This is a genomic window from Fibrobacter intestinalis, assembly GCF_900167415.1.
In the GTDB taxonomy this organism is placed as follows: Bacteria; Fibrobacterota; Fibrobacteria; order Fibrobacterales; family Fibrobacteraceae; genus Hallerella; species Hallerella intestinalis.
Window position 1 is genome coordinate 1 of record NZ_FUWU01000056.1, and the last position, 19,558, is coordinate 19,558.

A 19,558-nucleotide genomic window follows, 5' to 3' on the forward strand; every position below is an offset into this window, starting at 1 on the left:
AAAAAGGCTCACAAGCTTTTTTGCAAGAGGGCTGGCATCGAGCCTATCAACGGCCACCTGAAAAGCGACCACCGTATGGGCAGAAATTTCTACAAGGGAATCTTTGGCGACATGCTCAATGCAAAGCTTGCTGCGGCAGCGTTCAACTTCAAGAGGGCCATGAGGCGCTTTTTTGCCCTGTTGGAATGGCTATACTGTTTTTGCCTTCTGTGGAACGGAATGAACAAAAAATGCGAACGTCCTTATCTTGCGTTCGCAAAGTGACTTTTTAAGGGCTGGCTATTTATTCCGCTTGGAAATATCTAGCCCCAATCGGCGGGCGAGGGCGTAGAGCCCGGGGCGTAAAATGCCAAAACTTTCGGCGGTTCTGGAGATGGAACCGTCGTTTTCCCGGATTTTCGCCACGATGTATTCCCGCAATTCCTGCTTTTGCAGCTCTTGAAACGCGGCATAGGAAATGCCTCTCCAATCGCGTCGAATCGGGGTGTTCGCCTGTGCGGAAATGGGCGTGGTAAAGATGTTTTCGCTCTTGAGTTCGTCGCCGTTCATCAGCACGAGCCCGCGGTGGATGGCGTTTTCGAGTTCCCGAATGTTGCCCGGCCAATCGTATCGGATGAGTTCCTGCATGGTTTGCGGGGAAATGCGGGGCGAGAGGCCTGGCCGAATGGAGTATTCGCGGATAAAATGCGCGACCAGTTCCGGGATGTCCTCTTTGCGTTCTCGAAGGGCGGGGACGTAAATGGGAATGACATTCAAGCGGTAGAACAAATCGCTTCGGAAACGTCCGGCAAGGGTTTCTTTTTGCAAATCGCGATTGGTCGCTGCGATAATCCGCACTTTGACTTTTTTGGTTTCGTTGGAACCGACGGGACGGATTTCACCCTCTTGCAATGCCCGCAAAAGTTTGGCTTGCATGGGCAGCGGAATGTCGCCGACTTCGTCTAAATAGAGAATGCCGCCGTTTGCCGCTTCAAAAAGCCCCCGATGTTCGGAAATGGCGCCTGTAAAGGCTCCGCGAACGTGGCCGAACAGCTCGCTTTCAAAAAGGCTTTCCGTAATGGCGCTGCAATTCACGGAAATCAGATGGTTTGAAACCGATGCGATCGCTTTGGCGACCAGTTCCTTGCCGACTCCGGATTCTCCTTGGATTAAAACGGTCGCCCCTTTGCTTCGGATGGCCTTGAGAATGGAGTCGTAAAGGCGTTTGATGGCGTCGCTTTTTCCGACAATTTTTTTCAGGGATTCTTTGATGGCGGCAAGGATTTCGGACTGCTGCTTGAGTTCATTGACGACCGTCATAAAGCGCAGCCGGAGTTCTTCTTTGCTTAAGACTCCGCTGTACAATCGCTGCTGGAATGGATTTAAATGGAGAATGTCCGAACCGACGCCCATAAAGCGCGTTGCCGGAGAAATATCCTGCAAGGTCTGAAAGAGCGATTCGGGGTATGTCTTGTCCAAATCGACTACAGCTATTGCCGGGAGAAATCGGCGGAAATCTTCGACGGCATTCAAAGAGTCTGGGCAAAGAAAGGTTTCATACCCGTCCACGTTGGAAAGCACGTCTTCTAAAAAAGAAATGCTTTCGTTCTCTTCGGAAAGGAAGAAAATCCGAGTTTTGCCCATGGAATTTTATTTGCCCAGAGCCTGGGAACGGAGAGTCGCCGCTTCTACCGTGTGCATCAGGGTGCCACGGAATCCCGCGTCTTCCAGAACTTGCACTCCCGCAATCGTCGTTCCCGCCGGGGATGAAACCATGGCGGAAAGTTCTCCCGTGTCCTTGCCGGATTTTTTCAGCAGTTCGACGCTGCCTTCCAAAGTGGCAAGGGTCAGTTGCATGGCGACAGGGCGGGAAAGGCCCATTTTGACGCCGCCGCGGACGAGCCCTTCGATAAATTCAAAGACGTAAGCGGGCGCGCTCCCCGAAAGTCCGGTCACAGCGTCGATCAGGTTTTCTCCGACGGTCACGGTGATGCCGACAGTCGAAAGGAGTTCTTTAGCGACTTCGAGGGATTCTTGGGAAACGCCGTCCGAAGCGATGGCGATGGCGCCTTTCCCGACGGTCAATGGCAAATTGGGCATGACCCGGACGACGTCGCCGTGGGCAAAGTTCAGCGCATCCAGAATTTTTTGGCGAGAAACCCCGGCCATGATGGAAATGATTTCCGGTTTGGACGTGTTGCTTTGGGCGCTGGCATTCCATTCGCTCGCGACCGCCTTGAAAATCTGAGGCTTGACGCAAAGGAAAAGAACGTCGGCTTCGTTTGCCATTTTTCCGAAGTCGCTGTAACGAACTGCCCCGAGATCGGCGACGGATTTTGCCGTGCTTTCAAAGGGTTCAAAAAAGAGAACGTCCTGGGGATTACGCCCCGCCTGAAGCAATCCGCGGAGAATGGCTCCGCCCATGTTTCCTGCGCCGGCAAATGCGATTTTCTTTGACATTTTACACTTCCTATCCGTTCATCGAAGCCAAAAATTCTTCGTTGGTTTTTGTCTTGGCGAGTTTGTCCCGCATAAATTCCATGATTTCCACAGAGGTCTGCTCTTGCAGGAATTTGCGCAGAATCCAGACGCGGCGAAGGGTGTCGTCGTCCAAAAGGAGTTCTTCTTTGCGGGTTCCCGATTTGAAAATGTCGATGGCGGGCCAGATGCGCTTTTCGGCAATGCGCCTGTCGAGAACGAGTTCCATGTTGCCCGTGCCTTTAAATTCTTCGAAGATGACTTCGTCCATGCGGCTGCCCGTATCGATAAGGGCGGTACCGATGATGGTGAGCGAACCGCCGTTTTCAATTTTGCGAGCGGCGCCAAAGAATCGCTTGGGGCGTTGCATGGCGAGCGCATCCACGCCGCCGGAAAGGATTTTTCCAGAATGCGGAATGACGACGTTGTTGGCTCGGGCGAAGCGGGTGATGGAATCCAGCAAAATCACGACATCGTTGCCGTATTCCACCAGGCGTTTGGCTTTTTCCAAAAGGATGTCGGCGACTTGCGTGTGGTGCTCGGGCGGTTCGTCGAAAGTGGATGCGATGACTTCGCCGTGGACGTGGCGACGCATGTCGGTCACTTCTTCCGGGCGTTCGTCGATCAGAAGCACAAAGAGCTTGACTTCGGGATGGTTCTTGGCGATGGCTCCTGCGATATTTTGCAGCAGGACCGTTTTTCCGGTGCGCGGCGGGGCGAGCAGAATGCTGCGCTGGCCTTTGCCGATGGGAGAGAAGAGGTCCATGATGCGGGTGGAGTAGTCGTCCTGCTTCCATTCCAAATTCAATTTTTGATACGGATGAATCGGGGTCAGGTATTCGAAGGCGACGCGGTGCTTTGCCTTGGCGGGATCTTCGCCGTTGATCGTATCGACGCGGGCGAGTCCGAAGTAGCGTTCGTTGTCGCGGGGCTGGCGGACAAGGCCCGTGATGGAGTCGCCGGACTTGAGTTCAAAACGGCGAATCTGGTTCGGGCTGATGTAAATGTCGTCCGGCCCGGCAAGGTAATTCAAGTCGGCGTTGCGGAGGAATCCGTAACCTTCCTTCATGATTTCGAGAGTGCCTTCGGTATAGATGGGAGCGCCTTCGCTGGCGGTGGCGGCGAGCAGCCGGTAAATGAGAGCTTGCTTTTTCAGCCGTTTCACGTCGGGGATATTCAGGGCGTTCGCCTTTTCCTGCAAATCGAACATCGGCGTGTTGCGCAGTTCCCGCCAGCGCTGCATGGCAAGGGCGACCGTTTCCGGATCGGCGGGCGGAGCTTGCAGCTGGTCGTCGGGGATGTCGTCCTGGGGAAGGAACCTGTTGTTCCGACCGAACTTGTTCCGACCGAACTTGTTGAATTTGCTGTGGCGGTCATTGCCAAATCGGTCGTTGCCGTAGCGATTGTTTTGAATGTTGCCGTTGGGGTAGCGGCGACTGTTCTGGGCGGAAGCGTTGAACGGGGCGTCCGGCATGGGCGCATCGAACGAAGGATTGTTCTGCGCTGCGCTGGAATCGGGAATGCCGTCGGTCATGTTTCCTATGGTGTGGAGCGAACCCTGGTTTTCTTCGGTGAGTTCGCTTGTTCCCGGAGTGGCGGTGACGACGGGTTCGTCGGAAAGTTCGGAAGTCGAAGCGGGAATGAATTCGGAATCCGCCGGATGAACTGGAGCCGCTTCGTTCAGAGCGTTTTCGTTGGCTTGTTCGGGTTGATATGCGGTTTCGACTTCAGAAGGCAGCTGTTTCCGTGGACGTCCACGGTGCCGCTTGGCCGGAGCTTCCGTTTCGTTTTTGGCCAAATCTTCGGGAAAAGTGATGGGGGCGGCGAGATCGCCTAAAGCCGAAAGGTCTGGGGTTTGGGGAGTATCGGGGGAAACCATGTCGGAAATCAATGTAACGGATGAAGACCCGTCGGTTTTCTTTTGTCTTGGCACAGGGACTCCTGCGAACGAGGATAAAATAAATAGAGGTTACTGAATGCGCTCTCTAAAAATTCATTTTTGAAAAGGAAGGAATTTTAGGGAAACGTCAATGGGAAATGGAAAAAGCGATATTGCTTTCACCAACACTAAATATACAAAAAAATCTATATTGGCGGTTGTGGAATCCTTGGAAAGAGTTTTTATTGCTCTGGGCAGTAATATCCGTCCTCGTGGCAAACGCCTTGCGGAAGCCAGAGCCATGCTCCAGAAAATATCGCTTGGAGGCTGGAAGGAAAGCCCGATTTACGAGACGCCTCCGGTCGGGCCTGCGGACCAGGGATTTTTTTTCAACCAGGTCGTTTCTTTTTGGTATGGGAAGGGGCCGCGAAAACTGCTGCACTACCTGAAAGGTGCGGAGCTTTTTTTGGGGCGTCGTCCGCGAGGGCATTGGGAAGAGCGTGAGATAGACATGGACTTGCTTTATTACGGCGAACTTTTGCTGGATGATCGTCCTGTAGGTCCTGTCGTGCCTCATCCGCGGGTCGCAGTCCGTGGCTTTGTCATGGTGCCGATGGAAAAAATTTCTCCGGATTTTTGCGACCCCCTGCTGGGGAAACCCATCAAAAAAATTTTGGACGATTTGAAACTTTCCGGGTCGGAAGTGGATTTTAAAGAAGTGGAGATGGCGGATGAATGACGCGTTTTTGGAACAGGACAATTCCGAAGTGACAATGAAACTCCCGGAACGGATTCGCTTTATCGCTATCGACGGCGTTATCGGGGCGGGCAAGACTTCGCTTTCGAAAATCCTTGCCAAGGCGCTCGGGGCGAATCTGGTCTTGGAACAATTCGACGAAAATCCGTTTTTGCCGAAATTTTACGAAAATCCGAAAGCCTATGCGTTCCAGACGCAGCTCTTCTTTTTGCTGTCCCGCTTGCGCCAGTTTCAGGACGCCATCGTGCAGAACGACTTGTTCCGTCACAATGTCGTGAGCGATTATACTTTTGAAAAGGACCGCATATTTGCCCTCCAGAATTTGTCGGAAAGCGAAATGTCGATGTACGATACGGTCTCGGAGAACCTTTCTAAAAATCTGCCGACTCCCGATCTGATTGTTTATTTGCAGGCGAGTGTCCCGACGCTTTTGGGCCGGATTGCGACCCGCGGACGGACGATGGAAAAATCCATCGATGGCAATTACCTCGGTTCTTTGCTGAATCGCTACGACCATCATTTTTGGCATTATTCCAAGGCTCCCGTGCTGATTATCAATACGAACCAGATTGATTTTGTTCACAATGAAAAACATCTGAAGCAGGTACTCGACGCGATTGCCGCCGCTCCTACCCAGACGACATACTTTGCTCCTGAAGGCTAATCTCATGAATATTATCAAAACGATTGCGGAACTCCGCGCAGAAATTCTTCCCTTGAAAAAAATGGGAAAATCCGTTGGCATCGTGCCGACGATGGGCGCTTTGCACAGCGGGCATACGAGCCTTGTCGATGCGTCCGTCAAAGAAAACGATGTGACCGTCGTGAGCGTCTTTTTGAACCCGATTCAATTTGGCAAAAATGAAGACTTGGACAAATACCCGCGTCGTCTGGAAAAAGATGCGGAACTGGTCGCCCAGCACGGTGGCGATTTCGTGTTTGCGCCGAGCAATGCCGAAATGTATCCGGATGGAGACCCGCTGACCCTTGTCCGGGACGAAACGATGGAAAGCCTTTATTGCGGTGCGACCCGTCCGGGGCATTTTCGTGGCGTTCTGACGGTGGTGATGAAGCTGTTCAACATTTCCGGCGCGGATCGGGCCTATTTTGGCAAAAAAGATTATCAGCAGGCGTTTTTGATTCGGCGTATGGTCAAAGATTTGAATATGCCGATAGAAATTCACACGTTGCCGATTGTCCGGGAGGATTCGGGACTGGCGCGTTCCAGTCGCAATGAATATATGAACGAAGCGGAACGCGGTGCCGCTGTGGCGATTTCAAAAGCGTTGCTCCTCGCCAAAAGCCGTTACGAGTCGGGCGAAAAGAATGTGAATGTTTTGCGTTCCGGGATTCAGGAATCGATTGCCCGCGCAGGCGGCGTGGTGCAATATGTGGAAATTGCCAGCCAGAAAACGCTTTTGGCGAATCTGTCCGGCGAAGTGGACGAACCTTCCGTGATTCTGGTGGCGGCGTTTTTTGGCAAGACGCGCCTGATAGACAATATCGAATTGTAGCGTTGAATCGCAGGAAATAATTCACGAACAATCCGGCGAGGTTTTTGTCGGCGTTTCGTCATAGCGATGCGTGAACGCAGTGAATGCCGTGGCAATCGTTGTCTGCGTTTTCGTTCGAATCGTCATTGCGAGGAGCAAAGCTCCGTGGCAATCGTTGTTTGAATGCTTATTCAAACAGGATTGCTTCAGCTTTGCACAATTCGTCTAAGGAAGCAAGCTTCTAAGACTCATGGGACTTCGTTCGCAATGACGACTTGCGGGCGATGACGGTTTAGCCGCCTTCGCTCAATTTTAAAATGCACTCTTCCCGAATTTGCCAGAGTTCTTCAAAAGAATAGGGAAGGGCGCTTTCGCGTAACCAGTTCCGCATAAAATTCTGGTGGTAGGCGGTTTTTTCTTGGGCGATGTTTTCGTAATCGAAAAGTTCCCGCGTGTCCAGAATACGGCTTTCAAAATCGTTGAAGAATTTTCCCGGTCGGGTGTAGTCTCCGAATTCGCCGTTTTCTTTCAAGTAGCAATGCGCTTCGGGAATATAGTCCAGCTGAAATTTTTCCAGAATTTTTTGAATCGAAGGAGTACTTTGTGCGCTCATCTTGAAGGCGGAAACCATTAGGTGCACATCGGAAATGACGTTTTCTTTGGCAATGGCGGCGAGTAGGGCGTGCTTGCCGCTGCACGTCCCGCGGCCTTCGTTCAGGACCAGCGAAATGTCTTTCGGATTCGAGGTGCGGCCATAGGGAAGTTCGGCGACGTAGGCCTTGAGAGCTTCCCAAGAATCGACGCCTTTCGCCCGGGCAAGGTTCGAGTATTTCGCGTTTGCGGAAAGAATCATTCCTGAGGGCCGTTATCGACGATGTGGTGCGACTTTTCCAGATCGCGGGCGTTGATAATCAGCATCTGCAGACGGTTCTCGATGTTGGCAAAGCTCGTGTCCGGATCGTAGTCCAGACTCAAAATCTGGATGTGGGGATACCGGGCCTTGACCGCTTTGGTGAGGCCTCTTCCGCTGATGTGGTTGGCAAGGCACGCAAAGGGCTGCACGATGATAAAGCTGTTGATGCCGTGCGGCGCATTGTAAAGGATTTCTCCCGGAATGAGCCAGCCTTCGCCGGTGTTGTAGGTCGGGTCGATGATGTCGCCGACGAGTTTCACCAGTTCATAGCAATCGGCATGATGTTCGTAAAGCTTGTATTTCTTCGAGTGCTTCTGGATGGTCTTGACCGCATGGGTGTAGATTTTGGCGGTGGCCCCGCCGACGAGCCAGTTTTCGATGGGCTTTGCGATGAGTCCGCGCTTGATCTTTTCGCGGCGAACCACTTCATCGACTCGGAAGAAGTCCGTCATGCCCGGCAAGTAAACTTCCATGCCGTTGTTCATCAGATAGTCTTCGATGTAACCGTTGGCACCCGGATGGTAATTCATCAGAATTTCCCCGAGCAGAGCGACGCGCGGTTTGCGATAGCTGACATCCACTTCGACCTTGTTGAACTCTTCAATCGCCTGATCGAAAACCCGAATCGCTTCCTTGGGATAGGCGATGGATTTTGTCGAAATTTTGGCGACGGTTTCCATCACGCGGGGAAGCCAGATGTCATAGACTTTTTGGGTGTCGCCCTCGTGCAGTTCGTAAGGACGGCTTCGGCGATAAATGGTTTCGATGGCGTCCATCATCGTGAGTCCCCAGAGCATGTGCAGACGAAAGTCCAGAGTGAGCTTGAATCCCGGGTGCATATTCTTGGTGTCGGAACCGGTGGTGATGATGGGAACGTCGGCGTAGCCCGCTTCGTCAAGGGCTTTCCGGGCGAGGACGGCGTACTGTACCGCTCGGCAGTTTTCGCAGTTTTTGGAAAGCGTGACGGCGATTTTGTCGTGGGGACACTCCGGATGCTGTTGCAGCCAGAGCAGGTTTTCGCCGATGTTCACCTGGGCGGGGAAGCAGATGTCGTTGTGGACGTATTTCTTTCCCAGAGCGAACGCTTCGGGTCCTCCCAGCGGCAACAATTCCACCTGATAGCCCAAGTGCTTGAAGTAGGCGGTCGCGAGAATGCTGAATCCGCGGGAAAGGTTCGGTACCAGAATCTTGCGGGTCTTTTTGTCTTTTTCGTTGAATTTGACGGGGAAGAGAGGACCTTCCGTTTTGGGAGGGAAATTGACCTTTCGGCGGGCGCGGACGGTTTCGATAAAGCTTTTGACGCGGATGCCGACAGGACCTCTGGCGTCGCCTTCGTCCAGTTTGAGCATCAGAAGTTCCTTCATGGAAACTTCGTGGAGCATGCGGCTCATTTCATCGGTCAAAATGGAATCGTGCCCGCAACCGAAGCTGACGATTTGCACCAGTTCCAGCGCAGGATCTTTGGCGGCGAGCATGGCCGCTCCGAGCATTCTCATGTGGAAGGTGTTCTTGACTTCCATGCGGGTGTGCTTGTCCACATCCTGATCGAAAACGCCGGGCAGGGATTCCGTCGTCAAAACGGGGATTCCCATTCTTGTGAAGTGCTGCGCGATGTTGTGATTGACCAGGGTGTCGGCATGGTAGGGGCGACCGGCTAGGCAAATGGCGAACTCGCCTTTCTTGCGGACGTCTTCCAGGACTTTCGCGCCTTCTTCGGCGAGGGTGCTCTTGTAGGTGTTGAGCGCCGTTTCCCCTTCGGACACCGCCTTGTCCAGGATTTTCTTTTTGATCCCCCATAATTCGTGGAAGTAGTTTATTGTCTGCTTGCGGCGCTGTTCCAAATCGGTCCAGTGGAAAACCGGCTGAATCATTGGAATGCCGTAGCGGTGTTCCGGATCGTCGGAGTTGCGGCTGACATCGGGATAGCCTTGGACGACGGGGCAGACGGCTGTAGCCGTAAATTTGCTGTGATCGCTGGGGAGGGCGACCATCATCGGGAAGAAAATGGCGTCCACTTTTTTGTCGATGAGATCTAGAACGTGCCCGTGGACGAGTTTCGCTGGGAAGCAAATCGTGTCGCTGGCAATGCTCCGCAGCCCGTTTTCAAAAAGGGTATAGTCGCTCTGCTTGCTCACGACGACCGTGTAGCCGAGGCTAGTGAAGAAGGCTTTCCAGAAAGGCAGGCTGGACCAGAATTCCAGAACGCGCGGGATGCCGATGGTCTTTCCCGTTTGCGGAAGCAGAACTTTGGGCGCGTAGTCCTTGACGAGAAGCTGGTTCGTGCGCTTGACCATGTCGGGAACGGCAAGCATCTTGCGGTTGATTTCCGCGATGAGCTTTTTGGTTTCCGGATCGTTCGGGTCGGCGGTGACTTCGCCCCGTTCGCAGCGGTTGCCGGTGACAAAACTCTGGCCGTCGCTGAAAGTGACGATGGTGCGGGAGCAGTGGTTGGTGCAGTATTGGCAAATCATGCCGGGCTTGTTGTCCCAGCTCAGATTGCGTGCGGCTTCAAGTCCGATGAATGTCGATTTGTAATCGGGGTCGGTCTGCTTTTTCTCTTCGATGAATTTCTTGGTAAGAAGCGCCACGCCGATGGCTCCCATTTCTCCCGGACGCTCCGGACGGATGGGGACAATTCCCGTGAGCTGTTCAAAGGCGCGAAGAACGGCGTCATTTTTGAAAGTTCCGCCCTGCACGACGACGACTTTGCCGAGGGTTTCCAGATTGCGAATGCGGATGACTTTCGTGAAAACGTTTTGAATGATGGAACGGCAAATGCCCGCGATAATGTCTTCGGGTTGCTTGCCGTCACGCTGTTCCGTAATGATGGAACTATTCATGAACACGGTGCAGCGACTGCCGAGCTGCGAGGGGGACTTGGCCTTAAACGCCAGCTCGGCGATTTTTTCCATGGGAACTCCCAAGGATTTGGCGTAGGTCTCGATAAAGGATCCGCAGCCCGAAGAACAGGCTTCGTTCAAAATGATGCCGGTGACAACGCCGTCATGCACCGAAATGGCCTTCATGTCCTGACCGCCGATGTCGAGAATAAAGGAAACGTCCGGACGGAGTTTTTGTGCGGCATTCGCATGGGCGACGGTTTCGACGGTGTGATAATCCGCATGGACAGCTTTGGCAAAAAGCTGTTCGCCGTAACCGGTCGTGCCGACTCCCAGAATGTTCAGTTTGCAACCATATTCTTCGTAGCGGTCGGCGAGCTCGTTCAGCGCTTTTTTCAGAACGGCAAGGGGCTCCCCTTCATTGCTCGCGTAAAAGCCGTCGATGACTTTTTCCTCTTCGTCCATTAAAACGAATTTGGTCGTCGTCGATCCGGCGTCAATGCCCAAGTAGGCGTTGATGGTGGAACCCGAAAGCGGTTGCGGGTAATGGCTGTCGGCAAGTGGATGGCTCTTTTTGAATCGTTCGTATTCCGCATCGTTTTTGAAAAACGGCTCGGCGTTGTCTTTGCGTTCGGCAAGGCGAATTTCGTTGAAATGCAAAAGCATATCGAGGGAGCCTTCCCGGCGGTAGCCGCATTCCTTGCCGTTGAACATGTTGCCCAAAGAGAGTGCCGCCCCATAAGCGACGAGGACTTCGGAGTGTTCCGGGCGAATCGCCTGCTCGTCCGAGATGCCAAGGCGTTCCTTGAATGCGCGGATGAGAGTCGGGTTGAATGTCAGCGGGCCGCCTTCAAAAATGACGGGCGGCTTGATTTCCATTCCCTGGGCGAGACCGCCGATAGTCTGCTTGGCTATCGCATGAAAACTCGAAAGGGCGACATCTTCTTTGGCGACGCCGTTGTTCAAAAGCGGCTGGATGTCCGTTTTGGCAAAAACGCCGCAACGTCCCGAAATTTCGTAAACTTTTTTGCCCCGCGCGGCGAAAGATTCAAATTGTTCCGTTTTGATGCGGAGAAGTCCGGCAACTTGATCGATGAAAGCTCCGGTTCCGCCCGCGCAGACGCCGTTCATGCGCATATCGCTGGCAATCAGCTTTCCGGTTCCTTTGTCCTTTTCAAAAAAGACGACTTTGGCGTCTTGGCCGCCCAGTTCGATAGCGACTCGGGCTTCGGGATGGGTGGAGCGGACAGCGAGCGCATTGGCAACGACTTCTTGCACAAAGAATGCGTGAGTGGCTTCGGCGAAAGGCTGCCCGCCGGAACCGCAGAATGCAACGCGGAAATTCTTGTCCGGGAAAATACCATGGGCAGTGGAGAGGACTTCATACACTTTTTGCGCCTGCATCGCATTGTGGCGTTCGTATGTAAAGTGAAGGAGTTTTTCTGTCGCCGGATCTACGACGGCGATTTTGACGGTTGTCGAACCAACGTCGACGCCAACCCACAAATCATGATTCAAGTTGCTCATAGTTCCCCAAATTTACAAAATCGGAAATAAAATTTCTGGATTTTTTGCAAAACATTCGCATCTTGTCGGGGCGATGAGAGGCTAGAGGCTAGTGCTTTCGGTATTAGGCACGTTGAAAGACCATTCAGCGCAATGCGTCGCAATCGATTTTTTGAAAATGAATTTTTAGAGGTGCCTGAACGAAATTTCCCTTTCTTGATAAAGAACTCGGACTCTGTTTCCGTTGAAACAGTTGCATTTTGGGGAAATCAGCGTTTGGCTTTTTTCGAATACAGGAAAAGAAACCTATCTCCAAACACGGGGAATTTTATCGCCCGGAACAAAAGCGCATAGGCGTTTCGGAGCGAAAATACCGGAAAAATGTACTTGCCGACAAAGCTTTTAAAAATGGAGAACGAGCCTTCGAAAAAATCTTAATGGTGCTTGAATTTTTAAAACACCACCAGATCATTTTTGTGAATCAGTTCCTCGGGAAAATCCTTTCCGAGAAATTCTTTCACCTGGGACGTTTTCTTTTTCATCACCAGTTTCAGCGTTTCGCTGTCGAACTTGGCGACCCCGCGAGCGACCGGATTCTTTGCCAAATCCAAGACCTCGATTAAATCGCCTTTGTCAAAATGCTTTTGCACCTGCACGACTCCCACCGGAAGCAAGCTCGAATGCTTTTCACGCAAAGCCTTGACGCCGCCGTCATCAACAAGTACGCTGCCTCGTGGAGTGGTGACAAACGAAAGCCAACGCTGCCGACTGTTCAACTTCTTTTTGGAAGCCGCAAAAAAAGTTCCTTCGGCATTTTCAAAAACGACTTCGTGCGGAAGCACTTTTAGGCCGTTTGCCAAAAAGGCGTTGCAGCCGCTTTTCGTCACATTGCGAATCGCTTCCAGTTTGCTTCTCATGCCTCCCGTACTGACCGCGGAACCGGCTTCGCCGGGCTTGCCAGCAAGAGCGAGCACTGCGGGCGTAATTTCCGGTACAAAGCGAAGAAGGCGCGCCTTGGGATTTTTCTTGGGGTTGTCGTCAAAAAGGCCGTTTTCATCTGTAAAGATCAGCAGAAGATCGGCATCCAAAAAGAGGGCGACGTCGCTGGAAAGTTTATCGTTGTCGCCGACCTTGATTTCGGCAACCGCCAGCGAATCGTTTTCATTGATGATGGGAACGATTTTATGGGCAAGCATCGCTTCGATTGTATTCTGCAAATTTTTATAACGCTGACGATTTCGAAAATCATCCGCGGACAAAAGAATCTGTCCAACAGACAACTGCACCCAACGAAACATTTCCCGGTAGGCATACATCAAATCGATTTGCCCCACGGCGGCACAGGCCTGCTTTTCGGCCATGACCGTCGGCTTTTCCTTGTAACCGAGTTCCGCCATCCCCGTCGCCACAGCACCGCTTGTCACGAGAACCACTTCTTTGCCCGCTTCCATCAACTGCGCGACGGAATCTGCGAGCCTTTGTATGTAACGGGTACGAACGCAGCATTTTGCCGAATCCACTAAAATGCGGGATCCGATTTTAATGACGACGCGTTTAGATTCATCCAAGATATTTTTGCGCAATTCACTCATTTTTAATACCTACAAATTAACGGCAGACCAAAAGACGGATAGAATCCAGACGAATCTGCGGGGAAAGCGCCGTTTTCTTTCGGACGGCGACATTTTTCCGGAGAGCGTCCAGAACGGGATTGTTTTGCGCTTGACCGCGGAAAGTGAGCAGGTGATTCGTTCGCTGGTATTCCTGTTCCGCACGCTCCTCTACTTTCTTTGCCGACTCCATCGCCTCGATTTCCATTTTCTGCGAAGCAATCCGCTTGGCAAGGGCGTGACCAGTGCTTGCAAAATAGCGCAAGGTTTCCGTCACTGCGGGAACTTTTTGCGGCACATTGGCGTTGCGCATTTTTCCCGAATCCACTTCGGACAGCCTTTCCGAACAGTCCTTGCCCTGCGCATCGATCAGTACGCGAATCATCTTGGGACCAGCAATGTCGGCAAGCCCCCATGCGGCGGGAATTGAAGGCTCTATGACAAAATTATATTGCATCATCAGGCTCTTGCATCCCGCATTGTCCCAGATGACACAGGCGGTAAGTCCCTTTCCAGAAGCCGTCGCTAAATCCAAAACGCCCTGCGCCAAAGGATGTTCAAAGCTCAAGAACGAAATTTCATCGTGCTGCATGGCCACGGTGCGGTCAAAAGTTCCCGTCAAAGCACCTGCACCACCTGCCGATTTTTCATCCTCGGTTTTTCCGCTCTGCGATGCGGTCTGCGAAAGGAGCGTCGTCGTCGGCATTCCGGGAATCGACCCCGCTTCGACCTGCGGCCCTGCGCTAAATACGAGACTCGTCGGAACGCTTCCCGGTTCCACTTCTACACCGGCGGCCGTCAGCGTTTCTATCATCAGCGTTTTCAGGCGTTCGTCCGCATCCACGCGGCGGATTTCGTTCGTGATGATTTGGGAAACCTGCGGGTCGCGCGAATTGAATTCCAAAAGTTTATCGCGTCCCTTTTCGATATTCTTGCGCAACATTTCACTGTCGCCTTGAACCAGGGGAATCGTATCCTTCATAAACTTTGAAAGCTTCGTTTTGGGTTCCGCCATGGCGGCAATCAGCGTTTCCGTGTATTTGAGGAAAAGTTCACCGCCGCTCATCAACGGAGAACCGAAAGCCCCGAGTCCCTCGTGATACCAATGGAATATGACTTCCTGAGCGCTTCCCTTCACATAAGGAACGTGAATCCGAATCGTCTCCGTTTGTCCGATTCTATCCAAACGTCCGATGCGCTGTTCCACCAAGGCCGCGTCCAGCGGCAAATCAAAGAGAATCAAGTCGTGGCTGAATTGGAAATTGCGTCCCTCGGAACCGATTTCCGAAGCGATCATCAGCATCGGTCCACGCTCGTCGGCAAAGCTCGCCGCCGCCCGGTCCCTAGCGAGAATCGACATGTCTTCCGTAAAAGTGACAAAAGCGTTTTCGCCGACCTCTTCGGCAAGCACCGAAGCAAGAGCGCTGACCACGTCGGGATTTTCACAGATTAAAAGAACCTTGTCGCGCAAATGTTCCTTCAAAAAATGCAAGAGCCACGGAATGCGCTCGTCTTCTTTCCAGGTCGTCTTGTATTTCGTGACCAAAAGCCCATTGACCAGAATATCAAAAGAATGATCCGGGTCCGCATCGCTCGCCTTTCCGACCAGGGCGCGATACTCGGCATTCGGTTTCAGCTCTTCCGCAAAGAGTTTCCGGGAAGGAAAACCGCCCACGCTTTTTCGCGTATTCCGAAATACGACAGAGCCGGTTCCCAGCGCATCGACAATACGGCGAACCCATTCCCCCGCAGTCATCTCCCGGGAATTTTCCTGAGAAAGCCATTCCCGAATCGGAGAATTTTTGGGCAAGGCATTGTTCAAGTCGTCCCAGTCCATCGGGTCGTCCGAATCGACAGGCAGCTTCGACAAATCCCGCGCGATTTTCTGGTAGGATTCTTCGTCTTTCAAAAATTCCGAATAATTGGTAAAGCGAATCGGATCCAGCATTTTCAAACGGTTGAAATGCGATTCCGGCTGCAGCTGGAGAGGCGTGCCCGTCAGCAAAAGAAGTCCCTTGGTGCGAGCGGCTATCGAATTCACCAGCAGATATTCCTTGCTCGTAAAGTCGTCTTCACAAATCAAATGGTGCGCTTCATCGACAATCGTCAAGTCCCATTCCGCCCGCAAAAAATCCTGCATGACCGCGGGCTGGCTCATCACAAATTCCACGGTACAAATCACATTGTTTTCCTGTTCAAAAGGATTCACAATGTCCCGCGCATCGGAAGTCGCATTTAAAAGCCCATGAATATAGCCCTCATCCACCAGAGTGAAAACATGGTTAAAACGGCGGAGCATTTCGGTCATCCATTGATGCTTCAACGATTCCGGAACCAAAATAAGAGTACGCACCACACGTCCGGTGCTGTAAAGCGAATGCCAAATCATCCCCGCTTCAATCGTCTTTCCCAAGCCGACTTCATCGGAAAGCATCAAGCGCGGAAGCGCACTGGAGCTGCAAGCGCGTTTGCACAAATAATACTGGTGCGGAATCAGATTGACCCGAGGGCCTATCATGCCGCGGACCGGAGAATTCTGCCATTCGCACGAAAGTGCCGTCGCTGTTTCTCGCCGCACAAATTCCTTGTTGTCGGCGCAGCTCCCACGGATCAACTGCGAAAAAATATCGGTCACTCGCAGCGATGCCTTGGGTATCAAATCGGATTCCTTCATTTCTCGACCGCCGCGCCCCAAATAGATGGCTAGGCCGTTTTCCATGCGGATATTTTCTACGGCAAAGGAAATTCCCTTTTCATTTTTGGCGTTTTCCCCAATGGTCAAAAGGTAACGTTTCAGGGGAGCCGACGAAATCCGATAAATCCGGGACTGCTTTACCGCCGGAAAATCGATGACAACATTTTTGAACTCTATTTGGCGAACTCGCCCTACGCCGAGTTCCGGTTCCTGTTCACTGGTATAACGCTGGCCTATTTGAAATGTACTCATGGTGCGCAAGTTAGCATTTTTTATAGATTTGGGAACAACTTATGAACTGGTTTTACATCGATGAAAGCATCCTCGAAGGCGAACGCCGCCAAGGTCCCGTCCAACTTGCCGATTTGCAAGCTCTTCAGGAGCAAAATAAAATAAACGACACGACGCTAGTATGGCACAAGGGACTCGATAATTGGATTTCCTGGAAAGAAGCTCGCGAAAAGGAAGCCGAAAACGATCCGCAGGCAAACGAATTGCTGCTCCGGGAAACCGTCGAATCGATTTTGCGGGAACGGGCCGAAGAATGGCAGCAGCGCGCCTACGCCGGATTTTTTATTCGGGCTGCCGCATTCCTTATCGATTGGATCCTCGTCGCCGTCCTTTGGGAAATTTCCGCCCAGATTTTGGGAATGTTTTCCGTTTTTGACCTTGCCGCGACTTCGGAAGCCGCCAATGCTCTGATTGAAAAATACACCGAGGACCCGAGCTTCGCCAAGTTTTCCACCGAATTTTCAAACATCCCGGGCATGACAGGGCTATCCCTTTTGTGGCTGGGCATCCAGACCATCTACTTTGTCGGCTTCAACGGATTTCTCTCGGCAACGCCAGGAAAACTTCTCTTCCGCCTGAAAATCGAAAGAGCCGACCACCACGCGCTCAAGCTTTCCGGAGCCGTTGTCCGTTACATCTTTAGTCTGCTTACCCAAGCGACGCTCATCTTCTACGGCATCGGCTACATTCTGGCCATCATCGATCCCCAGAAACGTACCCTGCACGATTTCTTTGCTAAAACCCGAGTGGTTTATGCGCCAAAATCCGAGAGCAAAAGCAAGCCGGAAAATTCACCGGAGAATTAGTTTGTATGGATTATTTTCTCATTTCCCCAACAGGTGCGCCCCTTTCCGGAGAAGTTGAAATTTCGGGAGCCAAAAATGCCGTTCTCGCCACCATGACAGCGGCTATGCTCGCCGACGGCACAACGACTCTCACCAATGTCCCTTACCTGCGCGACACCAAAACCATGTCCAATGTACTCCGTGTTATCGGATGTCGCATTGACGGCGGCGCCCACGAATTCAAAGTGGATTCCCACGGAGCGAACCACTTGGAAGCTCCCTACGAATTGGTGAGCACTATGCGCGCGAGTTTTTACGTTTTGGGACCTCTGGTAGCCCGATTCGGACGCTGCCGAGTCTCTTTGCCCGGAGGATGCGCCTGGGGTCCGCGACCCGTCGATCTCCACTTGAAAGGACTGGAAGCTCTTGGAGCAAAAATCGAAGTCACCCACGGATACGTCGAAGCGACGAGCGACGGTCCCTTGCCCGGGGGCAACTTCCGCTTTCCCATCGTTTCTGTCGGTGCGACGGTAAATGTTCTGATGGCGGCTACCCTCGCCAAAGGCACGAGCGTCCTAGAAAATGCGGCTATCGAACCCGAAATTGACTCCCTGATCGATTTGCTCGAAAGCATGGGAGCCAAAATCGAAGGCAAAGGCACGCGCTCCCTCGTTGTCCACGGCGTTCCCGAATTGCACCCCGGATTCAGCAAGACCATTCCCGACCGCATCGAAGCGGGTTCTTTTCTATGCGGCGGAGTCATTTCCCGCGGGAAAATCAAAGCGACCCATTGCAATCCGACGCACATCAAATCGCTGCTCGACATTTTTGAAGAAATGGGTTGCACCGTGAACATCGGCGCGGATTGGGTGGAAGTCGATGCCTCTCGTCGGGATTTGAAACCCGTCCACGTCGAAGCCGTTCCCTACCCCGGATTCCCGACTGACCTTCAGGCCCCGCTCATGGCGGTGCTCGCGACCGTTCCCGGTGAAAGCAAAATTCGCGACTCGGTTTACTTGGACCGTTTCAAGCATGTCGCCGAACTCAACCGGCTAGGGGCAAACATTTCCTTGGAAGGCAATGTCGCAACCATTAAGGGCGTCGAAAAATTGCAGGGCGCTCCCGTTATGGCTTCGGACTTGCGCGCGGCAGCGGCTCTTGTGATCGCCGGACTTGTCGCCGACGGAGAAACCCGAGTCAGCCGCATTTACCATCTGGATCGCGGTTACGAAGATTTTGAAAGGAAGATCGCCCAGCTCGGCGGAAAAGTTTCCCGGCTAAATGACCAAATTCCTGCGGAATAATTCCGTCCGTTTCATTGTCATCGGTTTTCCTTCCCTTCTCGCAAACCGGTCAATGTCTGCGTTTTTTCGGCGCATTCCTTTTTGTCCAACGTAAATCGTATCCTCCTCTCGATCGGCAGTGCAATGCCCCAATTCATAGGCGGAAGCCACTTCACGACTATCGTCCTTTACTTCCTCTGGAATCGTCGCTGCAACCGGCCAGCAAAGTCGCCAACGCATCCATTTCCTAGAAATTTTGCACAAACGAATTTTGCCGATCACTTCAATTCCACATTCCAATTAACTGCTAGCCGCTAATCCCTAATTTGTTTCCGGGATGCAAAGCCCCATAAGCCTTGGAAGCTCTGCTTCCTTTAGGCGAATTGTCCCTTTCAGGGATACTTCAACTATGGAATCGGAGATTCCTAGTTTCAGGGATGCAAAGCTATGGCAATTCTTGCTGGCACCTCGTCATTGCGAGGCGCGATAGCGTCGTGGCAATCCTGTCTGCAAAAAAAGGATTGCTTCTACACATAGAGAATAACTCCACTAAGTCAATAAATTGACAAGTGTCGTATAACCCCTTCGGGATTCGGGGTGACGGTCGTTTTCAAATATGGCTGATTTTCTCCTTGGCGGGTACGCAATGACGAATAGTACCAGTCTCCTCGAAGAGAGCACAAGTCATCGTCAGCACTCCGTCATTGTGAGGAACAACGCTACACGACTCTTGTACATAAGCTAACTAGTCCTCCCTTAAAATCTCGTCCAACCCGCATAACTATTGGGGAAAATTGATTTCTACCCTGTGAAAATATTGCAAGGATTTCTAAAATATGACTGAAAACCTTGCATTTTTTTCATGTACAGACCGCCAAAATCCCACGCACAGACAAGCCTTTTCTGCTCCCTTGAGGAGCAGTTGAACCACAAGCCCCCCCTCTACGTTCTCGCGAACAAGATTGACTGGAACAAGTTCGAGACCGAGTTTTCCAAATTGTTCGACGAAAAGATGGGTGCGCCAAACAAGCCGATCCGTCTCATGACCG

13 protein-coding genes and 2 pseudogenes are annotated in these 19,558 nt (G+C 52.2%); 7 read left to right on the top strand and 8 right to left on the bottom strand.

All coding sequences use genetic code 11. From position 1 onward, the window contains the following. Nucleotides 1-264 (top strand): annotated as a pseudogene (locus B5D40_RS16545) (hypothetical protein); the annotation flags it as partial. Between the two features lie 15 nt (nucleotides 265-279). On the opposite strand, the gene B5D40_RS12410 reads toward B5D40_RS16545, so the two are convergent. Genes B5D40_RS12410 through rho form a run of 3 tightly spaced genes read right to left on the bottom strand, consistent with a single transcriptional unit; the run spans nucleotide 280 to nucleotide 4,390 of the window. Next, complete coding sequence (locus B5D40_RS12410; protein WP_078777158.1) at nucleotides 280-1,623, bottom strand: sigma-54 interaction domain-containing protein; 1,344 nt, start codon at nucleotides 1,621-1,623, stop codon at nucleotides 280-282. Nucleotides 1,624-1,629: 6 nt separating this feature from the next. After that, the gene (gene proC, locus B5D40_RS12415; RefSeq protein ID WP_078777159.1) at nucleotides 1,630-2,439 is read right to left on the bottom strand and encodes a pyrroline-5-carboxylate reductase; all 810 of its coding nucleotides are present in this window, start codon (nucleotides 2,437-2,439) and stop codon (nucleotides 1,630-1,632) included. Nucleotides 2,440-2,449: 10 nt separating this feature from the next. Further along, complete coding sequence (gene rho / locus B5D40_RS16550) at nucleotides 2,450-4,390, bottom strand: transcription termination factor Rho (protein ID WP_369832866.1); 1,941 nt, start codon at nucleotides 4,388-4,390, stop codon at nucleotides 2,450-2,452. 97 nt (nucleotides 4,391-4,487) lie between these two features. Between rho and folK the strand changes: the two genes are divergently transcribed. Genes folK through panC form a run of 3 tightly spaced genes read left to right on the top strand, consistent with a single transcriptional unit; the run spans nucleotide 4,488 to nucleotide 6,607 of the window. Continuing rightward, the gene (folK, locus tag B5D40_RS12425) at nucleotides 4,488-5,075 is read left to right on the top strand and encodes a 2-amino-4-hydroxy-6-hydroxymethyldihydropteridine diphosphokinase (RefSeq protein ID WP_233134266.1); all 588 of its coding nucleotides are present in this window, start codon (nucleotides 4,488-4,490) and stop codon (nucleotides 5,073-5,075) included. Continuing rightward, nucleotides 5,068-5,757, top strand: coding sequence for a deoxynucleoside kinase (locus tag B5D40_RS12430; protein WP_233134265.1), 690 nt, complete (start codon nucleotides 5,068-5,070; stop codon nucleotides 5,755-5,757). Before folK ends, B5D40_RS12430 begins: the two co-directional genes overlap by 8 nt. A 4-nt stretch (nucleotides 5,758-5,761) precedes the next feature. Further along, a complete protein-coding gene (gene panC / locus B5D40_RS12435; RefSeq protein ID WP_078777160.1) occupies nucleotides 5,762-6,607 on the top strand; it encodes a pantoate--beta-alanine ligase in 846 nt (281 codons plus the stop codon). Between the two features lie 271 nt (nucleotides 6,608-6,878). On the opposite strand, the gene B5D40_RS12440 is transcribed toward panC, so the two are convergent. The 4 genes from B5D40_RS12440 to rapA form a co-directional block, all read right to left on the bottom strand. Beyond that, nucleotides 6,879-7,439 (bottom strand): hypothetical protein, encoded by a 561-nt coding sequence (locus tag B5D40_RS12440; protein WP_078777161.1) that lies wholly within the window; start codon nucleotides 7,437-7,439, stop codon nucleotides 6,879-6,881. After that, nucleotides 7,436-11,866 (bottom strand): acyl-CoA dehydratase activase, encoded by a 4,431-nt coding sequence (locus B5D40_RS12445; protein WP_078777162.1) that lies wholly within the window; start codon nucleotides 11,864-11,866, stop codon nucleotides 7,436-7,438. The genes B5D40_RS12440 and B5D40_RS12445 overlap by 4 nt, the downstream gene beginning before the upstream one ends. Before the next feature lie 431 nt (nucleotides 11,867-12,297). Beyond that, nucleotides 12,298-13,437 carry a glutamate 5-kinase gene (gene proB / locus B5D40_RS12455; RefSeq protein WP_078777165.1) on the bottom strand — a complete coding sequence of 380 codons (1,140 nt, stop codon included), beginning with the start codon at nucleotides 13,435-13,437 and terminating at the stop codon, nucleotides 12,298-12,300. 16 nt (nucleotides 13,438-13,453) lie between these two features. Continuing rightward, nucleotides 13,454-16,402: an RNA polymerase-associated protein RapA gene (gene rapA, locus B5D40_RS12460; protein WP_078777166.1), complete on the bottom strand. Its 2,949-nt coding sequence runs from the start codon at nucleotides 16,400-16,402 to the stop codon at nucleotides 13,454-13,456. A 41-nt stretch (nucleotides 16,403-16,443) separates the two neighbouring features. On the opposite strand from rapA, the gene B5D40_RS12465 reads away from it, so the two are divergent. Both B5D40_RS12465 and murA read left to right on the top strand, forming a co-directional pair. Continuing rightward, the gene (locus B5D40_RS12465) at nucleotides 16,444-17,247 is read left to right on the top strand and encodes an RDD family protein (protein ID WP_078777167.1); all 804 of its coding nucleotides are present in this window, start codon (nucleotides 16,444-16,446) and stop codon (nucleotides 17,245-17,247) included. Between the two features lie 5 nt (nucleotides 17,248-17,252). Continuing rightward, nucleotides 17,253-18,530 carry a UDP-N-acetylglucosamine 1-carboxyvinyltransferase gene (gene murA / locus B5D40_RS12470; protein WP_078777168.1) on the top strand — a complete coding sequence of 426 codons (1,278 nt, stop codon included), beginning with the start codon at nucleotides 17,253-17,255 and terminating at the stop codon, nucleotides 18,528-18,530. On the opposite strand, the gene B5D40_RS12475 is transcribed toward murA, so the two are convergent. Further along, a complete protein-coding gene (locus B5D40_RS12475) occupies nucleotides 18,504-18,749 on the bottom strand; it encodes a hypothetical protein (RefSeq protein ID WP_078777169.1) in 246 nt (81 codons plus the stop codon). The two genes, murA and B5D40_RS12475, sit on opposite strands and share 27 nt — an antisense overlap. Before the next feature lie 622 nt (nucleotides 18,750-19,371). Here B5D40_RS12475 and B5D40_RS12480 point away from each other — a divergent pair. After that, a pseudogene (locus B5D40_RS12480) lies at nucleotides 19,372-19,558 on the top strand (IS5/IS1182 family transposase); the annotation flags it as partial.

Excerpts from the sequence above, each read along its gene's own strand:
- B5D40_RS12410 (WP_078777158.1), bottom strand. The coding sequence starts at position 1,623 with ATGGGCAAAACTCGGATTTTCTTCCTTTCCGAAGAGAACGAAAGCATT.
- proC (WP_078777159.1), bottom strand. The coding sequence starts at position 2,439 with ATGTCAAAGAAAATCGCATTTGCCGGCGCAGGAAACATGGGCGGAGCC.
- folK (WP_233134266.1), top strand. The coding sequence starts at position 4,488 with ATGGGAAATGGAAAAAGCGATATTGCTTTCACCAACACTAAATATACA.
- B5D40_RS12430 (WP_233134265.1), top strand. The coding sequence starts at position 5,068 with ATGAATGACGCGTTTTTGGAACAGGACAATTCCGAAGTGACAATGAAA.
- panC (WP_078777160.1), top strand. The coding sequence starts at position 5,762 with ATGAATATTATCAAAACGATTGCGGAACTCCGCGCAGAAATTCTTCCC.
- B5D40_RS12440 (WP_078777161.1), bottom strand. The coding sequence starts at position 7,439 with ATGATTCTTTCCGCAAACGCGAAATACTCGAACCTTGCCCGGGCGAAA.
- B5D40_RS12445 (WP_078777162.1), bottom strand. The coding sequence starts at position 11,866 with ATGAGCAACTTGAATCATGATTTGTGGGTTGGCGTCGACGTTGGTTCG.
- proB (WP_078777165.1), bottom strand. The coding sequence starts at position 13,437 with ATGAGTGAATTGCGCAAAAATATCTTGGATGAATCTAAACGCGTCGTC.
- rapA (WP_078777166.1), bottom strand. The coding sequence starts at position 16,402 with ATGAGTACATTTCAAATAGGCCAGCGTTATACCAGTGAACAGGAACCG.
- B5D40_RS12465 (WP_078777167.1), top strand. The coding sequence starts at position 16,444 with ATGAACTGGTTTTACATCGATGAAAGCATCCTCGAAGGCGAACGCCGC.
- murA (WP_078777168.1), top strand. The coding sequence starts at position 17,253 with ATGGATTATTTTCTCATTTCCCCAACAGGTGCGCCCCTTTCCGGAGAA.
- B5D40_RS12475 (WP_078777169.1), bottom strand. The coding sequence starts at position 18,749 with ATGCGTTGGCGACTTTGCTGGCCGGTTGCAGCGACGATTCCAGAGGAA.